This is a genomic window from Achromobacter sp. NPDC058515, assembly GCF_042721735.1.
Lineage (GTDB): Bacteria > Pseudomonadota > Gammaproteobacteria > Burkholderiales > Burkholderiaceae_B > Achromobacter.
The window spans coordinates 147,398-171,168 of sequence record NZ_JBHXNI010000005.1 but is presented as its reverse complement, the minus strand read 5'-3'; the positions used below and the strand labels follow the sequence as shown (position 1 = coordinate 171,168).

The following is a 23,771-nucleotide window of genomic DNA, read 5'->3' as shown; positions in this document are numbered from 1 at the left end:
CCACGGAAGGCATTCGTGCCCGGCGGCACGGCTGGGCTTCAAACCCAGTTGGGGGCGTCAGACGTTCCCAGGTAGGTTCGACTCCTGCTGCCTTCCGCCGGGTTCTTTTTTGGGATGCAGGGGGCTGCCGGCTGCCTGCGCGCGGGCGTGGCTGGGTTCTTCTGCCGCCTGCGGCTTTGGGGCTGCTAGAAAAAACTGCGTGCCTGGCATGTGTGCACCTTGCGCGGTGCATTGCCCCGGCGCCTCAGGCGCGCAGCATTCTCGTCACCACGCTGCTCACGCGGGTCGACTTCCAATCCAGTTCGCCCAGGTGCCAGTACCTGACCGTTCCGGCGCGGTCCACCAGGTAGTTGGCGGGCAGTCCTATCGCTTCCCACTTCTTTGATGCGGCGCTGTTGCGGTCGTGCAGGACCGTGCCGGCGACGGGCCATTTCGCAAGGAAGGCGGAGATCTTTGCCTGCGATTCGCCGACGTTCACCGCGATCAGGCGCAGGCCTTCTTCGCGGTGGCGCTTGGCCATGGTGGACATGACGGGGATTTCGTCGCGGCAGGGGTCGCACCAGGTCGCCCAGAAGCTGACGATGACGACGTTGCCGCGCCAGGCAGAGAGTTTTTGCACGCGGCCGGAGAGGTCCGGCAGGATCAGCGGGGGAGTGGGGGCGGTCCAGGGGGCCCAGTCGGGGCCGGTGGCGGTCTTGAGGGCGGAGTCGCTGGCGGCCCGGGCCCAGAGGGGCAGGGCCGCCAGCGACAGGCCGGATTGCAGGAGGCGGCGGCGGCTGATCAAGGCGGGTCCCTCCGCGGATGAGATCAGATGGGAATGGGCTTTGCGGCGAGCTTGTAGCTGAAGGCGTCGGGGTCCAGGCTGTCCAGGCGGCCGGCGGAGGTTTCGCCGTTGGGGTACATCAGGAAGGGCACGGGGCCGTGCGCGGCGCCGGGCAGGGCGACGTCGTGGCCGTGGTTGTAGGCGACCCAGTTCATTTCCCAGGCGCCGAACAGCATGACGCGCGCGGCGCGCACCTTGGCGTCGGTCAGGGGCAGGTCGCCAGGCGGCTCTTCGAGCATGACTTTTCGCACGTCGGCGGGGTCCACGGGAATCCAGCCGTAGCCGGCGGCGTAGAACTCGGCGCGGCAGTGCTGCGCCTTGGTGACGTCGCCGGCCTTGCCCAGGCTCTTGTAGCCCAGTTCGGAGCTGGCCACGCGCAGGCCGTAGGCGTCGCGCGCGGGGATGCCGGCGGCGCGAGCCAGCGCGACGAACAGCGCGTTGATGTCGGCGCATTTGCCGTTCAGGTCGTTGGCGGTGAGCATGTAGCGCACGTCGCCGACGCCGCAGCCGCGGGTGGAGGCGGTGCGGCAGGTTTTTTCCACGACCCATGCGTAGATGGCGCGGGCGCGGGCCAGGTCGCCCTGGTGGCCGCGGGTGATCTGGTCGGCGGTGGTCTTGACGATGCCGTCGGTGGGCAGCAGCGCGGTGGGCTTGAGGAATTCGCGCAGGGCCGCGGGGCTTTCGAGGCCGGCGTCGGCGGGCGGAGGCTGGGTCAGGTCCACCCGGCGGTTGCGAGTCTGGAAGCGGCTGGTCATGGTGACGTTGCGCGGCGCTTGCGCGTCGGGCCATTGCACGGCCAGCATCTGCACGCCGTAGCCCGGCGCCTGCATCAGCTGCGCGGCGCCGCCGCCGCTGACCTGCCAGGTGTTCTGCACGCCGCGCTGGTAGGACGTGTCGGTGGCGTAGGGCACCGGGATCCAGATGCGCGCGTGGGCGCCGGGATCCTTCACGCTGATGTCGGTGGTCAGTTCAAAGGCGCGCCAGCCGGCGTTGACGGGCGCCTGCTGGGCGCGCGCGGCATGGGGCGCCGCGCTGGCGGCGCACAGGGCGCCCGAGAAACGGAGAAAGTGTCGGCGGTCCATAAGCCCTCACGCACGGTGAAGATTGGCTGTCGGTGCGCCCGGAGCCGGGCGGCCGTCCGTTGCTGCATGCTGCGATTCATCATAGGGCCAATTCCGGGGCCGGTGCTATCCTTTTTCGACTGACCCGACGGAGACTGAGATGACCCAGGATGTTGCGTCCACGGACGTGCCGCGCTTGACCTCGCTTTCCCATGGCGGAGGCTGCGGCTGCAAGATCGCGCCCGGCGTGCTGTCGGCCCTGCTGGCGCGCTTCGGTCCCTCGGCCAGCCACCCGAACCTGATGGTGGGCACCGAGACGGCCGACGACGCGGCGGTGTACCGGCTCAACGACGAGCAGGCGCTTATCGCCACCACCGACTTCTTCATGCCCATCGTGGACGACCCATTCGACTTCGGCCGCATCGCGGCGACGAATGCGCTGTCGGACGTGTACGCCATGGGCGGCACGCCCGTCATGGCGCTGGCCATCGTCGGCATGCCGATCAATGTGCTGCCGCACGGCGTCATCGCGGACATCCTGCGCGGGGGCGAGTCCGTGTGCGCGGATGCCGGCATTCCGGTGGCCGGCGGCCACAGCATCGATTCCGTCGAGCCCATCTACGGCCTGGCGGCGATGGGGCTGGCGCACCCGGCGCGGATCAAGCGCAACGCGGATGCTCGCGCGGGCGATGTGCTGATACTGGGCAAGGGCCTGGGCGTGGGCATCCTGTCGGCGGCGCTGAAGAAGAACCTGCTGGACGACGCCGGCTATCGGGTGATGATCGACACGACGACCCGCCTGAACCGGCCGGGGCCGGCGCTGGCCGCGATGGACGGCGTGCACGCCATGACCGACGTGACGGGCTTCGGCCTATTGGGCCATGCGCTGGAGATGGCGCGCGGCGCGAAGCTCACGGCCCGCCTGCGGCTGCAAGCGCTGCCCTGGCTGCCGGGCGTGCAGGCGTTTGCAGGGCAGGGCGTGATGACGGGCGCGTCGGGGCGCAACTGGGCCTCGTACGGAGAATCCGTGCATCTGGGCGCGGGCGTCTCCGACACGCAGCGCGCGCTGCTGACCGATCCGCAGACCTCGGGCGGCCTGCTGGTGTCCTGCGCGCCGGAAGCCGCGGCGGCGGTGCTGGACCTGTTCCGCAGCCAGGGCTTTGACCAGGCCGCGGTGATCGGCGAGATGGCGGCCGGCGAGGCGCAGGTGCGGGTCGACTGAGACCCGCGCAGGCGTTCGCGCGTCAGCCGGTCAGGTCGCGCGCGGTGGCCGCCGCCTGCTCCATCAGCCATTGCGTGACGACGTCGGCGTCCGGCGTGCTGCGGCGCGCGTTGCGCACCAGCCAATAGGCATGCTCGGTGGCGCTGGCCGCCTGGTCTCCGACGATCTCCAGCCGCTTGTCCGCCAGCATGGGCGCGATCAGCGCCAGCCTGCCCAGCGCGATGCCGTGGCCCGCCAGCGCGGCATGCACGATCTGGTCGTACTGGTTAAAGCGCAACATGCCCTTGGCGCGCACGCGGCCCAGGCCGCGCGCATTCAGCCATTCCGACCACTGCAGCCACGGCCGCGTCGGATCGTCGAATTCCAGCAGCACGTGGCGCTGGAGTTCGCGCGCGTCCAGCTCGCGCGCCTTGAGCGACGGGTGCGCCACGGGCACCACCGCTTCCCCGAACAGCCAGGCCGCGCCGTCGGGCACGGTGTCTCGCACGCTGTAGCGGATCGCGATGTCCACGCTCTCGCGGTCGATGTCGATGAGCCGGTTGTCGGCCGCCACGCGCACATCGATGTTCGGATAGGCCGCCTGGAAGTCGCCCAGCCGCGGCAGCAGCCACAGCGAGGCCACGCCGATGGTGGTGGTGACGGTGACGGGAGTGCGCCGCTCGGGCGCGCGCAGCTGTTCGGTCAGGTCGCCCAGCTGGCTCAGCCAGACGTCGGCCATGCGGAACAGCTGCGCGCCTTCCGAGGTGAACGACACGCTGCGGAATCCGCGAACCAGCAGCAGCACGCCCAGGTGCGCCTCCAGCGCCCGGATCTGGCGGCTGACAGCCGACTGCGTCACGTGCAAGTCCTGCGCCGCCAGCGTGATGCTCATGCGGCGGCCGACGGCGACAAAGCCTCGGACGAGATCAAGCGGCGGAAGCTTCGCCAGCGGATATGACATTCTTAAAACTCATGCGTGTCGGACGGAAATGTCGCTTGAGCAATAGTACGACGAGGCGTCCAATATGACTCAGACGATGGGTGACGGGGACGCAAATCCCGGCCATCCGCCGCGATAGCCGCTGCCGCGGCCGGAGGGTACGCCATGATCCAGTTATGTTGCACTGCGGGAATGTCATTCCGTTTGGCCGGCGGGTCGACTATGCTGCTCAAGCGCGCTTCGGGCGTCCGCATCGTGTGTCGCGCCGGCACCTTGTGGATATCCGAATACCGCCGCTTCGATGACAGCGTGCTTCAGGCCGGCGAGTCCATTACCGTCGGCAGCAATCGCGACGTCGTCCTCAGCGGCCTGCCGGATGCGCAGGTCGCGCTACTTTCCTAGTCCTGCAGGCCACCCGGAGTTCTGTGATGACCGCGTCCTTGCCCGATTCGCCCCGCATCGAAATGTGGTTCGATTTCGCCAGCCCCTACAGCTACCTGGCGATCGAGCGTATCGACGGCCTTGCGCAGGCGGCGGGCGTGCGGGTCGACCTGCGGCCCTTTCTGCTGGGCCCGATCTTCCAGGCCCAGGGATGGAACGACACGCCGTTCCGGCTCTTTCCCGGCAAGGGCGCCTACATGATGCGCGACATCGCCCGCCTGGCCGAGAAGTATGGACTGGTCTACAACCGCCCGCGCCTCTTTCCGCGCATGAGCGTGCTGCCCGCGCGCATCGCGCTGCTGGGCCAGGACGAGCCCTGGGGCCGCGACTTCTGCGTGGCGGTGTTCCGCGCCAATTTCCAGCACGACCAGGACATCCAGGCCGAAGACGTCGTGCATGAGCTGCTGACCGGCCTGTCGCTGGATGCCGACGCGCTGATCGCCCGCGGCAAGTCCGAAGCCGCCAAGGAAGCGCTGCGCCGCCAGGTGGACCGCGCGCGCAACCTGGGCCTGTTCGGCGCGCCCACCTTTTTTGTGGACGGCGAAATGTTCTGGGGCAACGACCGCCTGGAAGACGCGCTGGACTGGACGCGCCGCGTGGCGCCCGCCAGCGCATGGCCGCCGGCCCGGCGCGCCTGACCGCCATCGCACCGCAAGTTTTCTCGTCAACGCAGCACCCGCAATGAAAAACGCAAGCAGCGCCTATCGCGGCGCGCCCATGCCGGGCGGCCGTTCGTTCACCCAATTCCGCGCGGCCCGCATCCGCCGGGTGTCCTTCCAATGGAAGCAGGCCGACCGCCCCGACGCGCAGGACGACGGCCTGCCCAAGTCCGCAGTCAGGGGCAAGCGTGGGGGCGGTGTCTGACACAGTCTGGCTTTGCCGGTGTCGGTGTCTCCCGGTGTCTGACACCCGTGGATATGACCTCAAGCCTGAGTGGACATGCCCTGGGTGTCAGACACCGGGAGACACCGACACCGGCAGACACCCGCCACGGGTGTCAGACACCGGGAGACACCGACACCCGCAGAGCCAGGCGCTGCGCGGATTCACCCCTTCGTCACCGGCGCCACGTTCGCCCACTCATCGTCCGAGTACAGCCTCGACCGCAGCAGGAAGCGCTTGCCTTCCGCGCTGTCCAGCGAAAAGGCGCCGCCGCGTCCCGGCACGGCGTCGATGATGAGCTGGGTGTGCTCCCAGTATGCGAACTGGTCCTCGCCCATGTAGAACGGGCAGCCTTCCAGTTCGCCCAGCAGCACGTCCGAGCCGCCCACCATGAATTCGCCCAGCGCATAGCACATGGGCGAGCTGCCGTCGCAGCAGCCGCCCGACTGGTGGAACATCAGCGGGCCGTGCTTGGCGCGCAAGGTATCGATCAGGTGGCGCGCCTCGTCGGTCGCGACCACGCGTGGCGTGTGCTCTGGCATAGCGGGATTCCTGGCTGGCGCGCCGGGCCGGCAAGGCCCGGCGCGCGGGGTTGCCGCGCAAGGCGGATCAGAAGAAACCCAGCTTCTTCGGCGAATAGCTCACCAGCAGGTTCTTCGTTTGCTGGTAGTGATTGAGCATCATCTTGTGGTTCTCGCGTCCGATGCCGGATTGCTTGTAGCCGCCGAACGCCGCATGCGCCGGGTAGGCGTGATAGCAGTTGGTCCACACGCGGCCGGCCTTGATGGCGCGGCCCATCCGATAGCAGGTGTTGGCGTCGCGCGACCACACGCCCGCGCCCAGCCCGTAGAGCGTGTCGTTGGCAAGCGCAAGTGCATCGTCGGCGTCCTTGAAGGTCGTCACCGCCACCACCGGCCCGAAGATTTCCTCCTGGAACACGCGCATCTTGTTGTGGCCCTTGAACACCGTGGGCTGCACGTAGTAGCCGCCTTCCAGCCCGCCCTGCAGCTGGGCGCGCGAACCGCCGGCCAGCACGTCGGCGCCTTCCTGCTTGCCGATGTCCAGGTAGGACAGGATTTTTTCGAGCTGCTCGGTGGACGCCTGGGCGCCCAGCATGGTGTCCGCGTCCAGCGGGTTGCCCTGCTTGATCTCCGCCACGCGCTTCAAGGCGCGTTCCATGAACTTGTCGTAGAGGGATTCCTGGATCAGCGCGCGGCTGGGGCAGGTGCACACTTCGCCCTGGTTGAGCGCGAACATGACGAAGCCTTCGACGGCCTTGTCCAGGAAGTCGTCGTCCTGCGCGGCCACGTCCGCAAAGAAAATGTTGGGCGATTTGCCGCCCAGTTCCAGGGTGACCGGGATGATGTTCTGGGAGGCGTACTGCATGATGAGCCGGCCGGTGGTGGTTTCGCCGGTGAAGGCGATCTTGGCGATGCGCTTGCTGGAGGCCAGCGGCTTGCCGGCTTCCAGGCCAAAGCCCGTGACCACGTTCACCACGCCCGGGGGCAGGATGTCGCCGATCAGTTCCATCAGCAGCAGGATGCCCAGCGGCGTCTGCTCCGCGGGCTTGAGCACGACGCAGTTGCCCGCCGCCAGCGCCGGCGCGAGCTTCCACGCGGCCATCAGGATGGGGAAGTTCCAAGGGATGATCTGGCCGACCACGCCCAGCGGTTCATTGAAGTGATAGGCCACCGTGTCGTGGTCGATCTCGGACAGTCCGCCCTCCTGGCTGCGGATGCACGAGGCGAAGTAGCGGAAGTGGTCGATCGCCAGCGGGATGTCGGCGGCGCGGGCTTCGCGGATGGGCTTGCCGTTGTCCCAGGTTTCCGCCGTGGCCAGGCGTTCCAGGTTGGCTTCCATCACGTCCGCGATCTGCATCAGCATGCGTGCGCGCTCGGCGGCCGGGGTCGAACCCCATTTGGGCGCGGCGCGGTGCGCGGCGTCCAGCGCCAGGTCGATGTCGCGCTCCTTGGACCGGGCGTTGCGCGTCAGGGTCTGGCCGGTCACCGGGGTGACGTTGTCGAAGTACTCGCCGTCCGCCGGCTTCTGCCACTTTCCGTCGATGAAGTTGTCGTACTGCGTCTTGAGGTCCAGGCGCGTGCCATAGGTGTCCGGGGTAACGCGGGTCGCGATGTCCATGCTTGTCTCCGATATTGTGGGATAGCGGCAGTCGGCTGCCTGTCCCATATCAAGCAAGAGGCGTGCCAGTCGGGGCATCCCCGCTGGACAGCCTGGGTCTCGCGTGCGAAAGTAGGTTTCCCTATGCGGGTATGGAGCAGGGGCGGCTTTGCCGCCGGGCCGCCGCAAGGCAAGGCAGTCCCCTCGGGGGGCTGCAAGCCTGCGTAGCGGGTGCGGCGTGGGGGCGCATTTCCCGTCGTTTTTTGCGACATTGTCGCGGAACAGGTGTCGCAGAACGCCTGTCCTAGGAGACATGCATGGCCACTCATTCCCGTCAGCACGCGCTGACGCAAGCGCGCCTGCTGTTCAACCAGCAGGGCGCGGTGCCCGGCGGCATGGTCGCCGAGCCCATCCTGCGCTCCTGGCGCCGCTGCGCCGACCTGGGCTTCGACATGCGCGGCGTGCGCCGCGCCGAACTCATGACGCAGGGCGAACTGCGCGAGGCCCAGCAGCGCAACGAGGCGCTGCGGCGGATGTCCGAACCGGCCATGTCGTTCCTGCGCCGCCAGGCCGGCGGCAGCGGCAACCTGGTGATCCTGTCCGATGCGCAAGGCCTGGTGCTGGACTCGGACGGCGACACGGGCTTCGCGCATCGCGCCTCCCGCGTGGCGCTGATGCCGGGCGCGCCCTGGGACGAGGCCGCGGCCGGCACCAACGCCATCGGCACCGCGCTGGTCGAAGGCCGGCCCATCGCCGTGCATGGCGCCGAACACTATTTCGAACCCAACCGCATCCTGACTTGCGCCGCCGTGCCCATCACCGACAGCGAGGGCCGCACGCTGGGCGTGCTGGACCTGTCCAGCCAGGCGCGCGACATCCGCCCCGATGTGCTGGAGCTGGTGCGCGAGGCCGTGGACCTGATCGAACACCGCTTGTTCGAGCAGGCCTATGAGCAATGCGCCGTCTTGCGGCTGCACGTGGACCATTCCGGGCTGGGCGCGCCGGGCGAAGCCCTGCTGGCCTTCCAGGGCGACCTGCTGATCGGCGCCAACCGCCGCGCCCTGCATGCGCTCGGGCTGGCCGCCACCGCCTTGGGCGTGTATCGCTACGCCGACGTATTCGACGGCGACATCGAACGCTGCCCGGACGCCGCCGGCAGGGTGCAGACGCGCCTGGGCGCGGTCTATCACGCTCGCCTGCGCTGGCCCCGCACGCGCGCGCCGCAGGCGCCGCTTGCGCCGTCCCTGCCCGCGGCCCGGCCCGCCGGCGCTCCGCGTCCAGCCACCCCCAGCTTTGACGCCGCCACCCTGGGCGCGCTGGCGCGCGCGGTGCACCTGTCGGACGCTGGGGTGTCGATTTTGCTGCAGGGCGAGACGGGCGTGGGCAAGGAAGTGTTTGCGCGCCAGATGCATGCGCGCAGCAAGCGGGCGTCCGGGCCGTTCGTCGCGGTCAATTGCGCCGCCTTGCCCGAAAGCCTGATCGAATCCGAGTTGTTCGGCTACGAGGACGGCGCCTTCACCGGCGCGCGCCGGCAGGGCAGCAAGGGGCTGCTGCGACAGGCGCACGGCGGCGTGCTGTTCCTGGACGAGATCGGCGACATGCCCCTGCTGCTGCAGTCGCGCCTCTTGCGCGTGCTGCAAACCCGCGAGGTCTCGCCGCTGGGCGCGGCGCGCCCCGTCGCGGTGGACTTCACGCTGGTGTGCGCCACCCACCGGGCGCTGGCCCACGAGGGGCCCGATGCGCCGGTGCGCCCCGACCTGTACTTCCGGATCGCCGAATACACCGTCACCCTGGAGCCGCTGCGCGCGCGCACGGACCGCCTGGAGCTCCTGCGCGGCTTGTGGGCGGCGCAGGGCGCGGGGCCGGTCCTGCCGCCCGCCATCGAAGCCATCCTGGCCGGCTACCCGTGGCCGGGCAATTACCGGCAGCTCGTCGCCGTGCTGCGCACCTTGCACGTGCTGGCGGGGCCGGCGGGCAGGGTGGACGCGGACATGCTGCCGGCCGACATCCGCGGCGCGGCAGCCGTCGCGCCGCCCTCGGGCAGCGATCCGGCCAATTTGCAATTGATGACGGACGCCGCGATCCGCGACACGCTGGCCGCGAACGACGGCAATGTCAGCCGCGCGGCGCGCGCGCTGGGCGTGCACCGCAGCACGGTGTACCGGCGCGCCGCCGCGCTGGGGCTGCCCCGGTCGCGCTGACGGCTTGGCCTGTTCAGCCGATCAGGCGCGCGAGTTCCGCGCCCGGGTCCCTGGCGCGCATGAAGGCTTCGCCCACCAGGAAGGCGTCGACCTTGTGCTCGCGCATCAGCTTCACGTCTTCCGGCTTGAGGATGCCGCTTTCGGTCACGACGCGCTTGCCCGCGGGAATGCGCGGCAGCAGGTCCAGCGTGGTCTGCAGGCTGGTCTCGAACGTGCGCAGATTGCGGTTGTTGATGCCCAGCAGCGGCGTCTTGAGCGTCAGCGCAACGTCCAGTTCCTGGGCGTCATGGACTTCCACCAGCACGTCCATGCCCAGTTCGATGGCCAGCGTTTCGTAGTCGCGCAGTTGCGCAGGGGTGAGCGCGGCCACGATCAGCAGCACGCAGTCCGCGCCCATCGCGCGCGCGGCGATGATCTGGTAGGGATCGATCACGAAATCCTTGCGCAGCACCGGCAGCGAGCACGCGGCGCGGGCCTGGCGCAGATGGTCGTGCGAGCCCTGGAAGAACTGCACGTCGGTCAGCACCGATAGGCAGGCCGCGCCGTGCACGGCGTAGGTCGACGCGATCTCGGCGGGGGCGAAGGTGTCGCGGATCACGCCCTTGGAGGGGGAGGCCTTCTTGATTTCAGCGATGACGCCGGCCTTGCCTTGCGAGATCTTGTCTTCGATGGCCTGGGCAAAGCCGCGCACGTCCTGGCGCGCCTGCGCTTCGCGCAGGACTTCGGCTTCGCTGCGCATCTGGCGAGCGGCGGCGACTTCCTCGACCTTGACGGCGAGGATCTTCGCGAGAATATCGTTCATTTCTGGAATGTCCGGGTATATGCGCAGAATTCTTCCAGCTTGGCTCGCGCCGCGCCGGTGGAAATTAGTTCAAATGCTAGCGCTAAGGCTTCGGGAATGGAATCGGCTTTGTTGCCGGCATAAATGGCGAGCCCGGCGTTGAGCGCGACGATGTCGCGGGCGGCGCCCTCGACATTGTCCAGCGCCTCTATGACAAGCTCGCGCGACTGTTCGCGATTGGACACCTTGATGCTCCGGTTGGACATCATGGATAGCCCGTAGTCCTCGGGATGGATTTCATACTCGCGGATCTGGCCGTCCTTGAGTTCGCCCACCATCGTGGCGCCGCCCAGCGAGGCCTCGTCCATGCCGTCCTTGCCATGCACCACCAGCACGTGGCGCGAGCCCAGGCGTTCCAGCACGCGCACCTGGATGCCGACGAGGTCGGGGTGGAACACGCCCATCAACTGGTTGGCGGCGCCGGCCGGGTTGGTCAGCGGGCCGAGGATGTTGAAGATCGTGCGGACGGCCAGCTCCTTACGGATGGCGGCCACGTTCTTCATGGCGCCGTGGTGGGCCGGGGCGAACATGAAGCCGATGCCGGTCGCCTGGATGCACTCGGCCACCTGCTCGGGCGTCAGCACCAGGTTGGCGCCCAGGGCCTCCAGCACGTCGGCGCTGCCGCTGGACGAAGAGGCGCTGCGGTTGCCGTGCTTGGCGATGGGCACGCCCGCGGCGGCGGCCACGAACATGGCGGTGGTGGAAATGTTGAACGTGTGGCTGCCGTCGCCGCCCGTGCCGCACATGTCCAGCAGGTCCTGCGGGTTGGGCGTGACCACGGGGGTGGCGAATTCACGCATGACCTGCGCCGCGGCGGTGATCTCGCCGATGGTCTCTTTCTTCACGCGCAGGCCCATCAGCAGCGAGCTGGCGATTTGCGGCGACATTTCGCCGCGCATCAGCATGCGCATCAGGTGCAGCATTTCGTCGTGGAAAATTTCGCGGTGTTCAATGCAGCGCGTCAGCGCTTCGGTGGGGGAAATCGTCACGATGCGTCCTTCTTAGGCGAGGTTCAGGAAATTGCGCAGCAGGGCGTGGCCATGCTCGCTCAGCACGGATTCGGGGTGGAACTGTACCCCGTACAGCGGCAGGGACTTGTGGCGTACCCCCATGATGTCGCCATCCGGCGCCGTGGCGGTCACCGCCAGGCACTCCGGCAGGGTGGCCGGATCGATGGTCAGCGAGTTGTAGCGGATGACAGTGTACGGCGTGGGCAGGCCTTCGAAGATGTCGGTGCCGGTGTGCGAGATCCGGACGGTCTTGCCGTGCATGATCTGCTGTGCGCGCACGATATCGCCGCCAAAGGCCGCGCCGATGGCCTGGTGGCCCAGGCACACGCCCAGGATGGGTTTTTTGCCGGCATATGCCTGGATCACGGGCACGGAGATGCCGGCCTCGGCGGGAGAGCACGGGCCGGGCGACACGCAGATCCGGTCGGGATTGAGCGCGGCGATTTCTTCCAGCGTGATCTGGTCGTTGCGCGCCACGCGGACATCTTCGCCCAGTTCGCCAAAGTACTGGACCAGGTTGTAGGTAAAAGAGTCGTAGTTATCGATCATCAACAGCATTTTTTTCTCCTGACGGGCCGTTCGTCGGCCCGGGCGGTGGGTCGGGGGCGTCGCCGCCGGGCTCAGATGGGTTCGTCCAGGCCGTGCTGCACCTGCTCCGCCGCGCGCAGCACCGCGCGGGCCTTGGCTTCGGTTTCGGCCCATTCGGCTTCGGGGCTGGAATCGGCGACGATGCCGGCTGCTGCCTGCACGTACAGCGTGCCGTCCTTGATGACGCCGGTGCGGATGGCGATCGCCACGTCCATCTCGCCGCCGTAGCTCAGGTAGCCGGCCGCGCCGCCGTAGATGCCGCGGCGCACGGGTTCGAGCTCGTCGATGATCTTCATGGCCTCGACCTTGGGCGCGCCCGTGAGCGTGCCGGCGGGGAACGATGCGCGCAGCACGTCCATGCTGCTCATGCCGGGGTTCAGGGTGCCCGTGACGTTGGAGACCAGATGCATCACATGCGAGTAGCGTTCGATGACCATGGTGTCGCTGACCTTCACCGAGCCCACTTGGGCCACGCGGCCCACGTCGTTGCGCGCCAGGTCGATCAGCATGACGTGTTCGGCCACTTCCTTGGGATCGGCCTTCAGTTCGGCGGCCAGCGCCGCGTCTTCCTCGGGCGTGCCGCCGCGCTTGCGGGTGCCGGCCAGCGGGCGGATGGTGATCTGCGACTTGGGCTCGCCGTTTTCCACCACGCGCTCCTGGCGCACCAGGATCTCGGGCGACGCGCCCACGACCTGGAAGTCGCCGAAGTTCCAGAAGTACATGTAGGGGGAGGGGTTGAGCGACCGCAGGGCGCGGTAGAGGGAGAGGGGAGAGTCGCGGAAGGGCTTGGCGATGACCTGGCCGATCTGCACCTGCATCAGGTCGCCGGCGGCGATGTGTTCCTTGGCGCGCAGGACGGCCGCCAGGTAGTCCTCTTTCTTGAAGTCGCGCCGCTCTTCGGTCTGCATGCTGGCGTGGCTGTAGGGGATCTCCACGGGGCGCCGCAGGCGGGCGCGCAGGTCGGTCAGGCGCTGCTGGGCGCGGCTGTAGGACTCGGGCTGGCTCGGGTCCGCGTAGACCATCAGGTAGATGCGCCCGGCCAGGTTGTCCACGATGACCAGCTCGTCCACATGCATCAGCATCAGGTCGGGCGTGCCGCCTTCCATGCCGGCGGGGAAGGGCTTGACCGCCGGACCCAGGCAGGGCTCGATGTGGCGCACCGTGTCGTAGCCGAAGTAGCCGGCTAGGCCGCCGCAGAAACGCGGCATGCCCGGGCGCAGCGCCACCTTGAAGCGGCTCTGGTACTGCTCGATGAAGGCCAGCGGATCGCCGTCGTGCGTTTCGGCGACCTTGCCGTCGTGCAGCACTTCGGTGCGGGAGCCGCTGGCGCGGATCACCGTGCGGGCCGGCAGGCCGATGAAGGAATAGCGGCCGAACCGTTCGCCGCCCACCACGGACTCCATCAGGCAGGTCATGCGGCCGGCCAGCGGGCCCGCGTGCGCCAGCTTCAGGTAGATGCCCAGCGGGGTGTCCAGGTCGGCATAGGTCTCGGCCACCAGGGGAATGCGGTTGTAGCCTTGTGCCGCGAGGGCCTTGAATTCGATTTCGGTCATGTCGGGTCTCGTAAGCGGTGTTTGCTTTCGGACCGGGCGCACAACAAAAAGCCCGGTCCAGGTCACTGGTTCCGGGCTGGGCGCTGTTTACACAGTGTCGGCGCTAGGCGGCTTTGGTCGCGTCTAGGGCCGGGAAGGGAATCATCGCCACCCGGAAGACAAACGCCACCAGCGCCACGAGGCGCCGAGCATTTGGTTCTGGATGGAAACGTTCATTGATCTGTGTTCAGTATTGAATTCGTGGAGCCGATCAGCAGTGGCGCATCAAGCAGGGACTTTCGCCGCGTTCTGGTTTTGATTCCAGAGCGCAACCCACTGGGCGGCATCGACAAGCGTGTCAACTATACCATCGACATCCAGCTCGCGCACGTCGCGTCCTTCGTTGTAGCCGTAAGGCACCACCAGGACCTGCGTGCCGGCGCCGCGGCCGGCCTGCGCGTCGTTGATGGAGTCGCCGATGGTCACGGCTTCAGCGGGGGCGACGCCCAGCAGCTCGCATGCGTGCTCGACCTGGTCGGGGTCGGGCTTGCGGCGCGCGCAGGTGTCGCCGCAGACCACGGCGTCGAAAAACCCCGCCAGGCCCGTGCGCTGCAGCAGCGGCAGCGTGAATTCGGTGGGCTTGTTGGTGACCACCGCCAGCTTCAGGCCCTGGTCGCGCATGAGCTTCAAGCCTTCGATGACGCCGGGGTAGACCTGGGCGCGCTCGCCGTTGACCAGGTGGTAATGGCGGTAGAAGGCCTCGCGGGCGCGGTCGAACTCGGCGGGCGTGGGGTCGGCGGCGTCCAGGCTGCCGGCCAGGCTACGGCGCACCAGGTTGTCCACGCCCTTGCCCACGAAGGTGGCCACGACGTCTTCGCGCAGCGGGGTCATGTCCAGCTCGACGCGCATGGCGTTGGCCGCATAGGCCAGGTCGGGTATGGAGTCGAGCAGGGTTCCGTCCAGGTCCAGCAGCGCGGCGCGAAAGGCGGTCATGTCGGTTTCCTGATCTTTAGATGGCGGTGGTTTCGCCGATGGCGATCTGCTCGCGCATGGACTTGATGATGCCGGCGTAGTCGGGCTTGCCGAAGATGGCGGAGCCGGCCACGAAGGTGTCGGCGCCCGCGGCGCGGATTTCGGCGATGTTGTCGACCTTGACGCCGCCGTCCACCTGCAACACGATTTCCTGGCCGCCGGCCTGCATCCAGGCGTCGATCCTGGCGCGGGCCTCGCGCAGCTTGGCCAGCGCGCCGGGGATGAAGCTCTGGCCGCCAAAGCCCGGGTTGACCGACATGATCAGGACCAGGTCGATCTTGTCCATCACGTAGTCCATGTAGCTCAGTGGCGTGGCGGGGTTAAAGACCAGGCCCGCCTTGCAGCCGTTCTCGCGGATCAGGGACAGCGTGCGGTCCACGTGGCGGCTGGCGTCGGGGTGGAAGCTGATGTAGTTGGCGCCCGCCTTGGCAAACATGGGAACCAGCGCGTCCACCGGCTCGACCATGAGGTGCACGTCGATGGGCACCTCGACGTGGGGGCGGATCGCCGCGCACACCATGGGTCCGATGGTCAGGTTGGGGACATAGTGGTTGTCCATCACGTCCACGTGGATCCAGTCGGCGCCTGCCGCGACGACGTTGCGGACTTCCTCGCCCAGGCGGGCGAAGTCAGCCGACAGGATGCTGGGGGTGATGCGGGTGGAGGCCGGTTGCGTAGACATGATGTTCGGGGTTGGGGAGGGCATAATGTGCCATTATTGCAGTTTGAGGCGCGGTATCGGGAATGGCCCGGTCCAGCGGGTCCGAGAACTGCGTTTTTCAAGCGTCGGCGCCGGTATCCGGCCGCCTGCCGCAGCCACACAGGGAAGGACTGTGAAACCTTACGACCTGAGCGTCTCCGTCTCTCCGCGCTTCGTGCCCGAGCAGTCCGATCCCGGCGAGCAGCAGTTCGTGTTCGCCTATACCGTCCGCATCACCAATACCGGAGAACATCCGGCCCAGGTGATCAGCCGCCACTGGATCATCACCGACGGCAACCAGCGCGTGCAGGAAGTGCGCGGGCTGGGCATCGTGGGGCAGCAGCCCCTGCTTGCGCCGGGCGAGACCTTCGAATACACCAGCGGCTGTCCGCTGCCCACCCCCGTGGGCACGATGCGCGGCATCTACCATTGCGTCGGCGAGAACGGCATCCCGTTCGAAGTGCCGATCTCCGAATTCGTCCTGGCCATGCCGCGCACCCTGCACTGAATGGTCCGGTCATCTGTTGCACGTTTTCCCATCTGCTCATGAAGCGCATTCTTAGTCTGTCCGTGCTGTCGGTCCTGCTGGCGGCATGCTCCACCCCCACGGAGATCCCCCCTGAATCCGGCCAGTCCGGCGCTCCCGGCGTCCGCACCCCGGTGGCCGACGGCCCGCTCGTGGTGCCGTCGCTGTCGGCGTTGCCCGATACCCCGGCGCGCACCCTGGCGGGCAAGTTCAAGCCGGGAACCTGGGCCGAGATGCCCGGCTGGAGCAACGACGACCTGTCCCAGTTCTGGCCCCTTTTCCTGCGCAACTGCAAGGGCCTGATGCGGCCGACCAGCGGCAACCTGGCCGCGCCCGCGCGCGCCGCGCCGCGCGCCTGGCAGCCGGTGTGCGCCGCCGCGGCGGATCCGTCCCGCGCGCCCGCGGCCGGCGACGGCGAGGGCGTGCGCCGCTTCCTGCAGACGTACCTGCAGCCCTGGCGCCTGAACGCCGCCGACGGCAAGCCGGCCGCCAATACGGTGACGGGCTACTACGAACCCCTGGTGCGCGGCTCGCGCCGCCAGGGCGGCGCCTATCAATGGCCGCTGTACGCGGTGCCCGCCGATCTGCTGACGATCGACCTGGGTTCCATCTACCCGGACCTGGCCGGCAAGCGCGTGCGCGGCAAGCTGGACGGCAAGCGCGTGGTGCCCTACGACACCCGCGCCTCCATCGAATCGTCCGGCCGCCGCCCGCCCGTGGTGGTGTGGGTGGACGATCCCGTGGACAACTTCTTCCTGCAGGTGCAGGGATCGGGGCGCGTGCAGCTGACCGACGGCCCCGATGCCGGCAAGACCATCCGCGTGGCGTACGCCGACCATAACGGCCAGCCTTACGTGTCCATCGGCCGCTGGCTGATCGACCGCGGCGAGCTGACCGCCGACCAGGCGTCCATGCAGAACATCCGGGCGTGGGCGCAGCGCAACCCGAAGCGCGTCCAGGAAATGCTCAACGCCAACCCGGCGGTGGTGTTCTTCCGCGAAGAGCCGGTGATCGATCCCGAACAAGGCCCCAAGGGCGCGTACGCCATTCCGCTGGCGCCCAAGCGTTCGGTGGCGGTCGACGCGACCTTCGTGCCGCTCGGCGCGCCGGTGTACCTGGTCACGACCTTCCCGGCCTCGGACCGGCCGCTGCAGCGCCTGGTGTTCGCCCAGGACACGGGCACGGCCATCCGGGGCGCGGCGCGCGCCGACTTCTACTGGGGTTACGGCGAGGAAGCCGGCCAGCAGGCCGGCCGCATGAAACAGCGCGGCCAGATGTGGGTGCTGTGGCCCAAACAAGCCGGGGAGCCGTCCGCAAGATGAGCCATCAGATCGTAGTTTGCGGGGCCGGCATCGTCGGCCTGTCCACCGCCCTGGCGCTGGCCCGGCGCGGCCAGCGCGTTGCCGTGCTGGCGCCGCGCGCGTCCGTGCCGGCGGCCGATCCCGACCACTATCATCCGCGCGTCTACGCCATTTCGCCGGCCAGCCAGCGCTTTCTGGCCGAGCTGGGCGTGTGGGACGCCATGCCCGCCTCCCGGCTGATGCCGGTCCAGGCCATGGAGATCCACGGCGACGCCGACGGGCAGGTGAACCTGAACGCCTGGCAGGCCGCGCTGCCCCAGCTGGCCTGGATCGTGGAGTCCGGCGAGATCGAGCGCGTGCTGATCCAGGCCGTGCGCATGTTCGGCATCCCCTGGCTGGAAGACCGCTGCACGGGCTACCAGGGCGGCGCCGTCCAGACCGAAAGCGGCGCCCGCATCCAGGCGGAGCTGTTCGTGGGCGCGGACGGCGCGGCCTCGCCGCTGCGCACCGCGGCCGGGCTGAAGCACGAATCCGTGTCCTACGACGATACGGGCCTGGTGGCGCACCTGGATGCGGAACGCCCGCACCAGGGCACGGCCTTCCAATGGTTCCGCGACGACGGCGTGCTGGCCTTGCTGCCGCTGCCCGACACCGCGCACGGCCCGCAGGTTTCCATGGTGTGGTCCATGCGCAGCGAGCCTGCCCAGGCCTTGCTGGCGTTGCCCCCCGAAGAGCAGGCCGCCAGGCTGGAAACCCTGCTGGGCGAAGCCGCCGAAGGCCGCCTGGGCCGCTTGAAGGTCCGCAGCAAATTGCATGGTTTTCCGCTGACGCTGGAGCGCGCCCAGATGGTGGCGCCCGGCATCGCGCTGGCCGGAGACGCGGCCCACCGCCTGCATCCGCTGGCCGGCCAGGGCTTGAACCTGGGGCTGGGCGACGTTGAGGCGCTGGCCCGCATCGTGGCCGGCCGCGAGCCCTACCGCGAGGCGGGCGACCTGCGCGTGCTGCACCGCTATCAGCGGGCGCGGGCCGAGCCGGTGCTGGCCATGCGCCTGGCCACCGACGGCCTGCACAAGCTGTTCGGATCGCGGGCGACGCCGCTGGTCTGGCTGCGCAACGCCGGCATGCATTGGGTCGAGCGGGCGCCGCTGATCAAGCGCCGCCTGATCGCCGGGGCGTCGGCCAACTAGGGCTTTTGCGAGGCTCCTTTTAGTGTGAGCACACCCTGGCGATGCCCTCGCGGGTCCTGGTGGAACCTTGGGGGCGGGCAGGCGTCAGATAGACAACCCCGCCCTCGCTCGCGCCCCGCCGGCGCCGCGGACCCCGCGCCCGGATCGGTTACGCTTTCCATCAAAGAACACGATAGACAAGTACAGGAGTACTGATGAAATTCCGCATATCCGCCACCTTGGCGGCTTGTTTCCTGGCCGCCGGCCTGGGACTGTCCGGCCATGCCGCGGCCCAGGGCGACAAGGCCGTGTCCACGCAGTCCGTGGGGCAACCGGCCAAGAAGGGCGAAAAGAGCGTCTCCACCACGGAACTGGACCCCGTATCGGCGGCCGTCAAAGACCGTTTCCAGCAGCGTTTCACCGGCATGGACGTGACGACCGTGCGCCGCACGCCCTACGGCCTGTTCGAAGTGCAGCTCGGCATGGACCTGATCTACACCGACGAAGGCGTCACCTGGGTCATGGAAGGTCCGCTGATAGACGCCACGACGCGCCGCGACGTCACCCGCGAATCCCAGGAAAAGCTCAGCGCGGTCACGTTCGACCAGCTGCCCCTGGACCTGGCCATCAAGCAGGTCAAGGGCGACGGCTCGCGCAAGGTCGCCATCTTCGAAGACCCCAACTGCGGCTACTGCAAGCAGCTGCGCAAGACGCTCGAAGAGGTGGACAACATCACCGTCTACACCTTCCTCTATCCCATCCTGTCGCCCGATTCCAAGGTGAAGGTGCGCGACGTATGGTGCGCCAAGGATCCGGGCAAGGCCTGGGACGACTGGATGCTGCGCGGCAAGAAGCCCGCCACCGCCAATTGCGACGTGCCCGAGGACAAGCTGCTGGCCCTGGGCCAGCAACTGATGGTGCGCGGCACGCCGACCCTGTTCTTTGCCGACGGCTCGCGCATCAGCGGCGCGCTGCCCCTGGACCAACTCAAAGCCCGTTTGAACTGACCGGCGCTCTTCGCGCCGGCCGGGCGGCTGGCGCGATACGCGCCACGCCACCCGGAGACAGCACTTGAAAATCGCAATACTCGACGATTACCACGACGTAGCCCGGCGCTATGCGGATTGGACCTCGCTGGGCGGCGACGCCGAGGTGCAGATCTTCAACAACTTCATCCCCGACGAACAGGTCGAGGCCTCGCTCGAGCCCTTCGACGTGATCGTCGCCATGCGCGAACGCACGCCGTTTCCCGCCGCGCGCATCCGGGCGCTGCCCAAGCTGCGCCTGCTGATCACGACGGGCATGCGCAACAACGCCATCGACATGCAGGCCTGCGCCGGGCAGGGCATCGTCGTGTGCGGCGCGCCCGGCAGCGCCGACGCCAACACCGCCACGGCCGAACTGGCCTGGGCGCATATCCTGGGCCTGTTCAAGCACCTGCCCGCCGAGGACGCGGCCATGCGCCGCGGCATGTGGCAGACGGCCATGCCCGAACCGCTGGCGGGCAAGCGCCTGGGCGTGCTGGGCCTGGGCAAGCTGGGCGCGGCGGTGGCCAAGGTCGGCCTGGCCTTCGGCATGGACGTGGTGGCCTGGAGCCCCAACCTGACCGACGAGCGCGCGCAAGCCGCAGGCGTGACGCGCGTGGACAAGCACGAGCTCTTCTCCACGTCCGACGTCGTGAGCCTGCACCTGATCCTGTCCGACCGCAGCCGCCACGTGGTGGACGCCGCGGCGCTGGCCGCGATGAAGCCCACCGCCTACCTGGTGAACACGTCGCGCGCCGGCCTGGTCGACCAGGAGGCGCTGATGGACGCGCTGGTGAAGTTCCGCATCGCCGGCGCCGGCCTGGACGTGTACCCCGAGGAGCCCTTGTCGCCGACCGACACGGTGCGCGACCTGGACAACGTGATCCTGACGCCGCACCTGGGCTACGTCAGCCGCGAGAACTTCGAGGCGTTCTACCAGAACGCGCTGGAAGCGGTAAAGGCGTGGGCGGCGGGCAAGGCGATCCGAGTGCTGAACGCAGGCGCCTGATCAACGCAGGAACGCCGGTGTCAGACACCCTTCAGAGACGCCGGTGTCTGACACCCAGAGACGCCGGTGTCTGACACCCAGAGACGCCGGTGTCTGACACCCCGGAGACACCCGCGCAAGCTGAAGCGCATCTGCATGGGTGTCAGACACCTCAGTCATGGGTGTCTGACACCTCAGTGATCCTCAGCCGCGCGAGAACATCACCTTTTTTTCGATGATGGCGCCCGGCTCCAGGGCTTGCGGCGTATCGCCGCAGGCCTCGCCGGCGTCCTCGTCGGGATCGACCGCGTCAAAGGCCGTGTCGCCGTTGGCGTCCGGCACGCCGGTGGGCTTCAAGCCCACGAAGTCGAACAGGTCGCGGTCCATCAGGTGCGACGGCACCACGCGCGAGAGCGCGTTGAACACGTTCCACGAACGTCCGGGATGCTGCTTGTCCCATTCCTTGATCATCCGGCCCACTTCCTTGCGCTTCAGGTTCTCTTGCGAGCCGCAGAGGTTGCAAGGAATGATGGGGAACTGCTTGAGTTCCGCATAGGCGATCAGATCGGTCTCGGCGATATACGCCAGCGGACGGATCACCGTGTGGCGGCCGTCGTCGGACACCAGCTTGGGCGGCATGCCCTTGGCCTTGCCGCCGTAGAACAGGTTCAGGAAGAACGTGCCCAGGATGTCGTCGCGGTGATGGCCCAGCGCGATCTTGGTGGCGCCCAGCTCGGACGCGACGCGATACAGGATGCCCCGGCGCAGGCGCGAACAGAGCGAGCACATGGTCTTGCCCTCTTCCAGCACGCGCGTGACGATGGAATACGTGTCCTGCGTCTCGATGTGGAAGGGCACGCCCAGCTCTTTCAGGTACTGCGGCAGGATGTGGTCGGGAAAGCCGGGCTGCTTCTGGTCCAGGTTGACCGCGATCAGCTCGAACTTGAACGGCGCGCGCTTTTGCAGCTGGAGCAGGATGTCGAGCATGGCATAGGAATCCTTGCCGCCCGACAGGCAGACCATGACGCGGTCGCCCTCTTCGATCATGTTGTATTCGGACAGCGCGCGGGTGGTCTCGCGGGCCAGGCGCTTGGTCAGCTTGTTGGCTTCGTGGCGCGCCTTTTCGTCGGCGGGCGTGCGCCATTGCACGCCAGGGGGAGCGATATCGTTCATGGTCAGCGGGTGATCTGGATTTCCACGCCCACCGCCGCACAGTCGGAGAAGGCCATGGGCTTGCTGATACGCAGGCGCAGCGAGCGGATTTCCTGGAAGTCCGCCAAGAGGCGCGCGGCGACCTGCTCGGACAGGGTCTCGATCAGGTTCACATGCGCCTGCGTGCATTCCTCGACGATGGCCTCGCGCAGGCGGCGATAGTCCAGGACGCTGTGGATGTCGTGGTCGTCGACCGAGCGCTGGATGTCCACGTCGAAGTCGGCGTCGACATGCAGGGGCTGGGTGGCGCGGCGCTCGTGTTCGAGGATGCCGATGCGGGCGTCGAGCGCAAGCCCGGAAAGAATGATGCGGCGAGTAGGCATGATGAAAACCTGGGTGGGATAGGCGGAATTGTAAGGCGGCGGCGGAATGGCGCTGGCGCGCTGGCTACAATCCGGCCATGTCCGGGCGCCCGCGAGGCGCCGGCGCAGTCAATAAGGGGTGAAATGCAACAGATGCACGATTCGGTCATTGTAGGCGGCGGCCCGGCCGGCGCCTCCTGCGCCCTCTGGCTGGCGCGGCTGGGGCTGTCCCCGCTGCTGGTCGAGGCCGGCGCCCGCCTGGGCGGCCTGGGCAACGACAACCCGTTCGCCGACGACTGGATCGCCGTGCTGCCCGGGGTCACCGGCCAGCAGGTGGCGGCCAACATCGACGCCAGCGTGCGCGCCGCCGGCGTGCCCTTGCGCCTGGAGACCCGCGTGGCCGGCGTGCGGCCCTGCAAGGGCGGCATCGAGGCCACGCTGGCCGGCCCGGCCGGGGACGAGTCCCGGGTACGGGCGCGCACCCTGGTCATCGCCTCGGGCGTGCGCGCCAAGGGCCTGCCGGGCCATCCGCCGGACGCATCCTGGCCCGGCGTGCTGATCGGCCCGGGTTCGCCCATCGTGGCGCAGGACTACTCGGGCCTGTCCGTGGCGGTCCTGGGCGGGGGCGACAACGCGTTCGAGAACTACGTCTACGTGCGCAACCGGGGCGCGCGCGCCGTCCACCTCTATGCCCGCAGCGTCCGCGCCCAGCAGCAATGGGTGACGCGCGCCGGCCAGGAAGGCGTGCGCGTCGGCCCCTACAGCGTAGATCCGGCCACCCGCAGCGTGGACGGCCGGCAGTACGACCTGATCCTGGTCTTCTACGGCTGGGAGCCGCAGGCCGCCTTTGCCGACGGGCTGCGGCTCGCCCGCGACGAGCGCGGCTATATCCGCACCGATTTCGTCACCGCCGAGACCAGCGTGCCGGACATCTACGCCGTGGGCGAGGTGGCGCACCGCATGCATCCCTGCGTGGTGACGTCGATGGCGGACGGCGTCGTCGCGGCCAAGGCCATCCAGCGGCGCTGGGAGCGGGCGGGCGACTAGCGCGCCGCCAGGAACGTCAGCGCCGCGTCCAGGAATTCGGCGGGCCGCTCGATGTTCGACAGATGCACCGCCGGCAAGACCAGCAGCTCGGCGCCGGGCACCGTCGCGGCGATCAATTCCCCATGGCTCGCGGCCGTCACCGTGTCGTCGCGGCCGGCGATCACCAGCGTCGGCCGCGCGATCAGCGCGATCGGGCGGCGCAGGTCCATGTCGCGTACCGCCGCGAACGCGCCCGCCAGGCCTTGCGGGTCGGTGGCCAGCAGCATGGCGCGAAAGGCGTCGATGACGGGGCCGCCCGCCTGCAGCATGGGCGCCGGGAACCAGTTGCCCAGGAACATCTCCGCGGTGTCCGTCATGTCGGGCGCCTGCAGGGTCGCCGCGATGCGCTCGTCCCACTGCGGCGCGGGGCCCAGATAGGCCGAGGTGTTGGCCAGGATCAGGCGGTCGATGCGCTCCGGCGCATGCACGCCCAGCCACTGCCCGACCATGCCGCCCAGCGACAGGCCCAGGAAGTGCGCGCGCGCAATGTCCAGTCCATCCAGCAGCTCGATGATGTCGCGGCCCAGCCGGTCCAGCGAATACGCGCCCGGCGGAACGCCGGATGCGCCGTGTCCACGTGTGTCGTAGCGCAGCACGCGGAAAGCGCGGGACAGGGCAGGGACCTGGTCGTCCCACATGTGCAGCGTGGTGCCGATGGAGTTCGAGAGGACGAGGACGGGCAGGCCGGCGTCGCCGTCCAGGCGGTAGGCGATGCGCACGCCGTCGCCGGTGGTGAAGAACGAAAGGTTTGCCATGGTGAGTCTTCCTTGTTTTGGGGATGGCTCAAAGCGTAGT

Annotated in this window: 25 protein-coding genes and 1 tRNA gene; 12 read left to right on the top strand and 14 right to left on the bottom strand. The window is 68.4% G+C overall.

Features of this window, described 5'->3' with window-relative positions:
• Nucleotides 1–4: 4 nt before the first annotated feature.
• Nucleotides 5–97 (top strand) — tRNA-Sec (locus tag ACFWP0_RS11565).
• Nucleotides 98–244: 147 nt separating this feature from the next.
• On the opposite strand, the gene ACFWP0_RS11560 is transcribed toward ACFWP0_RS11565, so the two are convergent.
• Both ACFWP0_RS11560 and ACFWP0_RS11555 read right to left on the bottom strand, forming a co-directional pair.
• On the bottom strand, nucleotides 245–784 hold the full coding sequence (locus ACFWP0_RS11560) for a redoxin domain-containing protein (protein ID WP_377842115.1): 540 nt from the start codon (nucleotides 782–784) through the stop codon (nucleotides 245–247).
• 23 nt (nucleotides 785–807) lie between these two features.
• Nucleotides 808–1,905 carry a transglutaminase-like domain-containing protein gene (locus ACFWP0_RS11555; RefSeq protein ID WP_377842113.1) on the bottom strand — a complete coding sequence of 366 codons (1,098 nt, stop codon included), beginning with the start codon at nucleotides 1,903–1,905 and terminating at the stop codon, nucleotides 808–810.
• A gap of 139 nt (nucleotides 1,906–2,044) precedes the next feature.
• On the opposite strand from ACFWP0_RS11555, the gene selD reads away from it, so the two are divergent.
• On the top strand, nucleotides 2,045–3,106 hold the full coding sequence (selD, locus tag ACFWP0_RS11550) for a selenide, water dikinase SelD (protein WP_377842111.1): 1,062 nt from the start codon (nucleotides 2,045–2,047) through the stop codon (nucleotides 3,104–3,106).
• Nucleotides 3,107–3,128: 22 nt separating this feature from the next.
• On the opposite strand, the gene ACFWP0_RS11545 is transcribed toward selD, so the two are convergent.
• Nucleotides 3,129–4,046: a LysR substrate-binding domain-containing protein gene (locus tag ACFWP0_RS11545; protein WP_377842110.1), complete on the bottom strand. Its 918-nt coding sequence runs from the start codon at nucleotides 4,044–4,046 to the stop codon at nucleotides 3,129–3,131.
• A 171-nt stretch (nucleotides 4,047–4,217) separates the two neighbouring features.
• On the opposite strand from ACFWP0_RS11545, the gene ACFWP0_RS11540 reads away from it, so the two are divergent.
• The 3 genes from ACFWP0_RS11540 to ACFWP0_RS11530 are packed head-to-tail and all read left to right on the top strand — an operon-like array spanning nucleotide 4,218 to nucleotide 5,330.
• Nucleotides 4,218–4,427 carry a DUF2917 domain-containing protein gene (locus tag ACFWP0_RS11540; protein WP_377842108.1) on the top strand — a complete coding sequence of 70 codons (210 nt, stop codon included), beginning with the start codon at nucleotides 4,218–4,220 and terminating at the stop codon, nucleotides 4,425–4,427.
• 26 nt (nucleotides 4,428–4,453) lie between these two features.
• Nucleotides 4,454–5,104, top strand: a complete 651-nt coding sequence (locus ACFWP0_RS11535) for a 2-hydroxychromene-2-carboxylate isomerase (RefSeq protein ID WP_377842106.1) — start codon at nucleotides 4,454–4,456, stop codon at nucleotides 5,102–5,104.
• 43 nt (nucleotides 5,105–5,147) lie between these two features.
• A complete protein-coding gene (locus ACFWP0_RS11530) occupies nucleotides 5,148–5,330 on the top strand; it encodes a hypothetical protein (RefSeq protein ID WP_377842104.1) in 183 nt (60 codons plus the stop codon).
• Nucleotides 5,331–5,512: 182 nt separating this feature from the next.
• Here the strand turns inward: ACFWP0_RS11530 and ACFWP0_RS11525 are convergent, their stop codons facing one another.
• Together ACFWP0_RS11525 and adh are read right to left on the bottom strand one after the other, a co-directional pair.
• Entirely contained in the window at nucleotides 5,513–5,890 is a 378-nt protein-coding gene (locus tag ACFWP0_RS11525) for a DUF779 domain-containing protein (RefSeq protein WP_377842103.1), read from the bottom strand.
• A 67-nt stretch (nucleotides 5,891–5,957) separates the two neighbouring features.
• Nucleotides 5,958–7,487: an aldehyde dehydrogenase gene (gene adh, locus ACFWP0_RS11520; protein WP_377842101.1), complete on the bottom strand. Its 1,530-nt coding sequence runs from the start codon at nucleotides 7,485–7,487 to the stop codon at nucleotides 5,958–5,960.
• Nucleotides 7,488–7,783: 296 nt separating this feature from the next.
• On the opposite strand from adh, the gene ACFWP0_RS11515 reads away from it, so the two are divergent.
• Nucleotides 7,784–9,667: a sigma-54-dependent Fis family transcriptional regulator gene (locus tag ACFWP0_RS11515; RefSeq protein WP_377842100.1), complete on the top strand. Its 1,884-nt coding sequence runs from the start codon at nucleotides 7,784–7,786 to the stop codon at nucleotides 9,665–9,667.
• A gap of 13 nt (nucleotides 9,668–9,680) precedes the next feature.
• On the opposite strand, the gene trpC is transcribed toward ACFWP0_RS11515, so the two are convergent.
• From trpC to rpe, 6 genes are all read right to left on the bottom strand, one after another.
• The gene (trpC, locus tag ACFWP0_RS11510; protein WP_377842098.1) at nucleotides 9,681–10,469 is read right to left on the bottom strand and encodes an indole-3-glycerol phosphate synthase TrpC; all 789 of its coding nucleotides are present in this window, start codon (nucleotides 10,467–10,469) and stop codon (nucleotides 9,681–9,683) included.
• A complete protein-coding gene (trpD, locus tag ACFWP0_RS11505; protein WP_377842096.1) occupies nucleotides 10,466–11,497 on the bottom strand; it encodes an anthranilate phosphoribosyltransferase in 1,032 nt (343 codons plus the stop codon). The genes trpC and trpD overlap by 4 nt, the downstream gene beginning before the upstream one ends.
• 12 nt (nucleotides 11,498–11,509) lie before the next feature.
• Nucleotides 11,510–12,076, bottom strand: a complete 567-nt coding sequence (locus ACFWP0_RS11500) for an anthranilate synthase component II (RefSeq protein ID WP_377842094.1) — start codon at nucleotides 12,074–12,076, stop codon at nucleotides 11,510–11,512.
• Nucleotides 12,077–12,138: 62 nt separating this feature from the next.
• Nucleotides 12,139–13,659, bottom strand: coding sequence for an anthranilate synthase component I (gene trpE, locus ACFWP0_RS11495; protein WP_377842093.1), 1,521 nt, complete (start codon nucleotides 13,657–13,659; stop codon nucleotides 12,139–12,141).
• A 264-nt stretch (nucleotides 13,660–13,923) separates the two neighbouring features.
• Nucleotides 13,924–14,631, bottom strand: coding sequence for a phosphoglycolate phosphatase (locus ACFWP0_RS11490; protein WP_377842092.1), 708 nt, complete (start codon nucleotides 14,629–14,631; stop codon nucleotides 13,924–13,926).
• Nucleotides 14,632–14,647: 16 nt separating this feature from the next.
• The gene (rpe, locus tag ACFWP0_RS11485; RefSeq protein WP_377842091.1) at nucleotides 14,648–15,376 is read right to left on the bottom strand and encodes a ribulose-phosphate 3-epimerase; all 729 of its coding nucleotides are present in this window, start codon (nucleotides 15,374–15,376) and stop codon (nucleotides 14,648–14,650) included.
• 127 nt (nucleotides 15,377–15,503) lie between these two features.
• On the opposite strand from rpe, the gene apaG reads away from it, so the two are divergent.
• The 5 genes from apaG (at nucleotide 15,504) to ACFWP0_RS11460 (ending at nucleotide 20,397) form a co-directional block, all read left to right on the top strand.
• Nucleotides 15,504–15,878 carry a Co2+/Mg2+ efflux protein ApaG gene (gene apaG / locus ACFWP0_RS11480; RefSeq protein ID WP_056319266.1) on the top strand — a complete coding sequence of 125 codons (375 nt, stop codon included), beginning with the start codon at nucleotides 15,504–15,506 and terminating at the stop codon, nucleotides 15,876–15,878.
• A gap of 38 nt (nucleotides 15,879–15,916) precedes the next feature.
• Nucleotides 15,917–17,218, top strand: a complete 1,302-nt coding sequence (locus tag ACFWP0_RS11475; RefSeq protein ID WP_377842090.1) for a murein transglycosylase A — start codon at nucleotides 15,917–15,919, stop codon at nucleotides 17,216–17,218.
• The gene (locus tag ACFWP0_RS11470; protein WP_377842089.1) at nucleotides 17,215–18,384 is read left to right on the top strand and encodes a UbiH/UbiF family hydroxylase; all 1,170 of its coding nucleotides are present in this window, start codon (nucleotides 17,215–17,217) and stop codon (nucleotides 18,382–18,384) included. Before ACFWP0_RS11475 ends, ACFWP0_RS11470 begins: the two co-directional genes overlap by 4 nt.
• Before the next feature lie 194 nt (nucleotides 18,385–18,578).
• The gene (locus ACFWP0_RS11465) at nucleotides 18,579–19,370 is read left to right on the top strand and encodes a DsbC family protein (protein WP_377842088.1); all 792 of its coding nucleotides are present in this window, start codon (nucleotides 18,579–18,581) and stop codon (nucleotides 19,368–19,370) included.
• A 64-nt stretch (nucleotides 19,371–19,434) separates the two neighbouring features.
• Nucleotides 19,435–20,397, top strand: a complete 963-nt coding sequence (locus tag ACFWP0_RS11460; protein ID WP_377842086.1) for a D-2-hydroxyacid dehydrogenase family protein — start codon at nucleotides 19,435–19,437, stop codon at nucleotides 20,395–20,397.
• Between the two features lie 183 nt (nucleotides 20,398–20,580).
• Here the strand turns inward: ACFWP0_RS11460 and ttcA are convergent, their stop codons facing one another.
• Both ttcA and folB read right to left on the bottom strand, forming a co-directional pair.
• Complete coding sequence (gene ttcA, locus ACFWP0_RS11455) at nucleotides 20,581–21,549, bottom strand: tRNA 2-thiocytidine(32) synthetase TtcA (protein WP_377842085.1); 969 nt, start codon at nucleotides 21,547–21,549, stop codon at nucleotides 20,581–20,583.
• Between the two features lie 2 nt (nucleotides 21,550–21,551).
• Nucleotides 21,552–21,911, bottom strand: a complete 360-nt coding sequence (folB, locus tag ACFWP0_RS11450; RefSeq protein WP_057286296.1) for a dihydroneopterin aldolase — start codon at nucleotides 21,909–21,911, stop codon at nucleotides 21,552–21,554.
• 123 nt (nucleotides 21,912–22,034) lie between these two features.
• Between folB and ACFWP0_RS11445 the strand changes: the two genes are divergently transcribed.
• Nucleotides 22,035–22,937: an NAD(P)/FAD-dependent oxidoreductase gene (locus ACFWP0_RS11445; RefSeq protein WP_377842083.1), complete on the top strand. Its 903-nt coding sequence runs from the start codon at nucleotides 22,035–22,037 to the stop codon at nucleotides 22,935–22,937.
• Here the strand turns inward: ACFWP0_RS11445 and pcaD are convergent.
• Nucleotides 22,934–23,731, bottom strand: coding sequence for a 3-oxoadipate enol-lactonase (gene pcaD, locus ACFWP0_RS11440; RefSeq protein WP_377842081.1), 798 nt, complete (start codon nucleotides 23,729–23,731; stop codon nucleotides 22,934–22,936). The two genes, ACFWP0_RS11445 and pcaD, sit on opposite strands and share 4 nt — an antisense overlap.
• Nucleotides 23,732–23,771 lie beyond the last annotated feature (40 nt).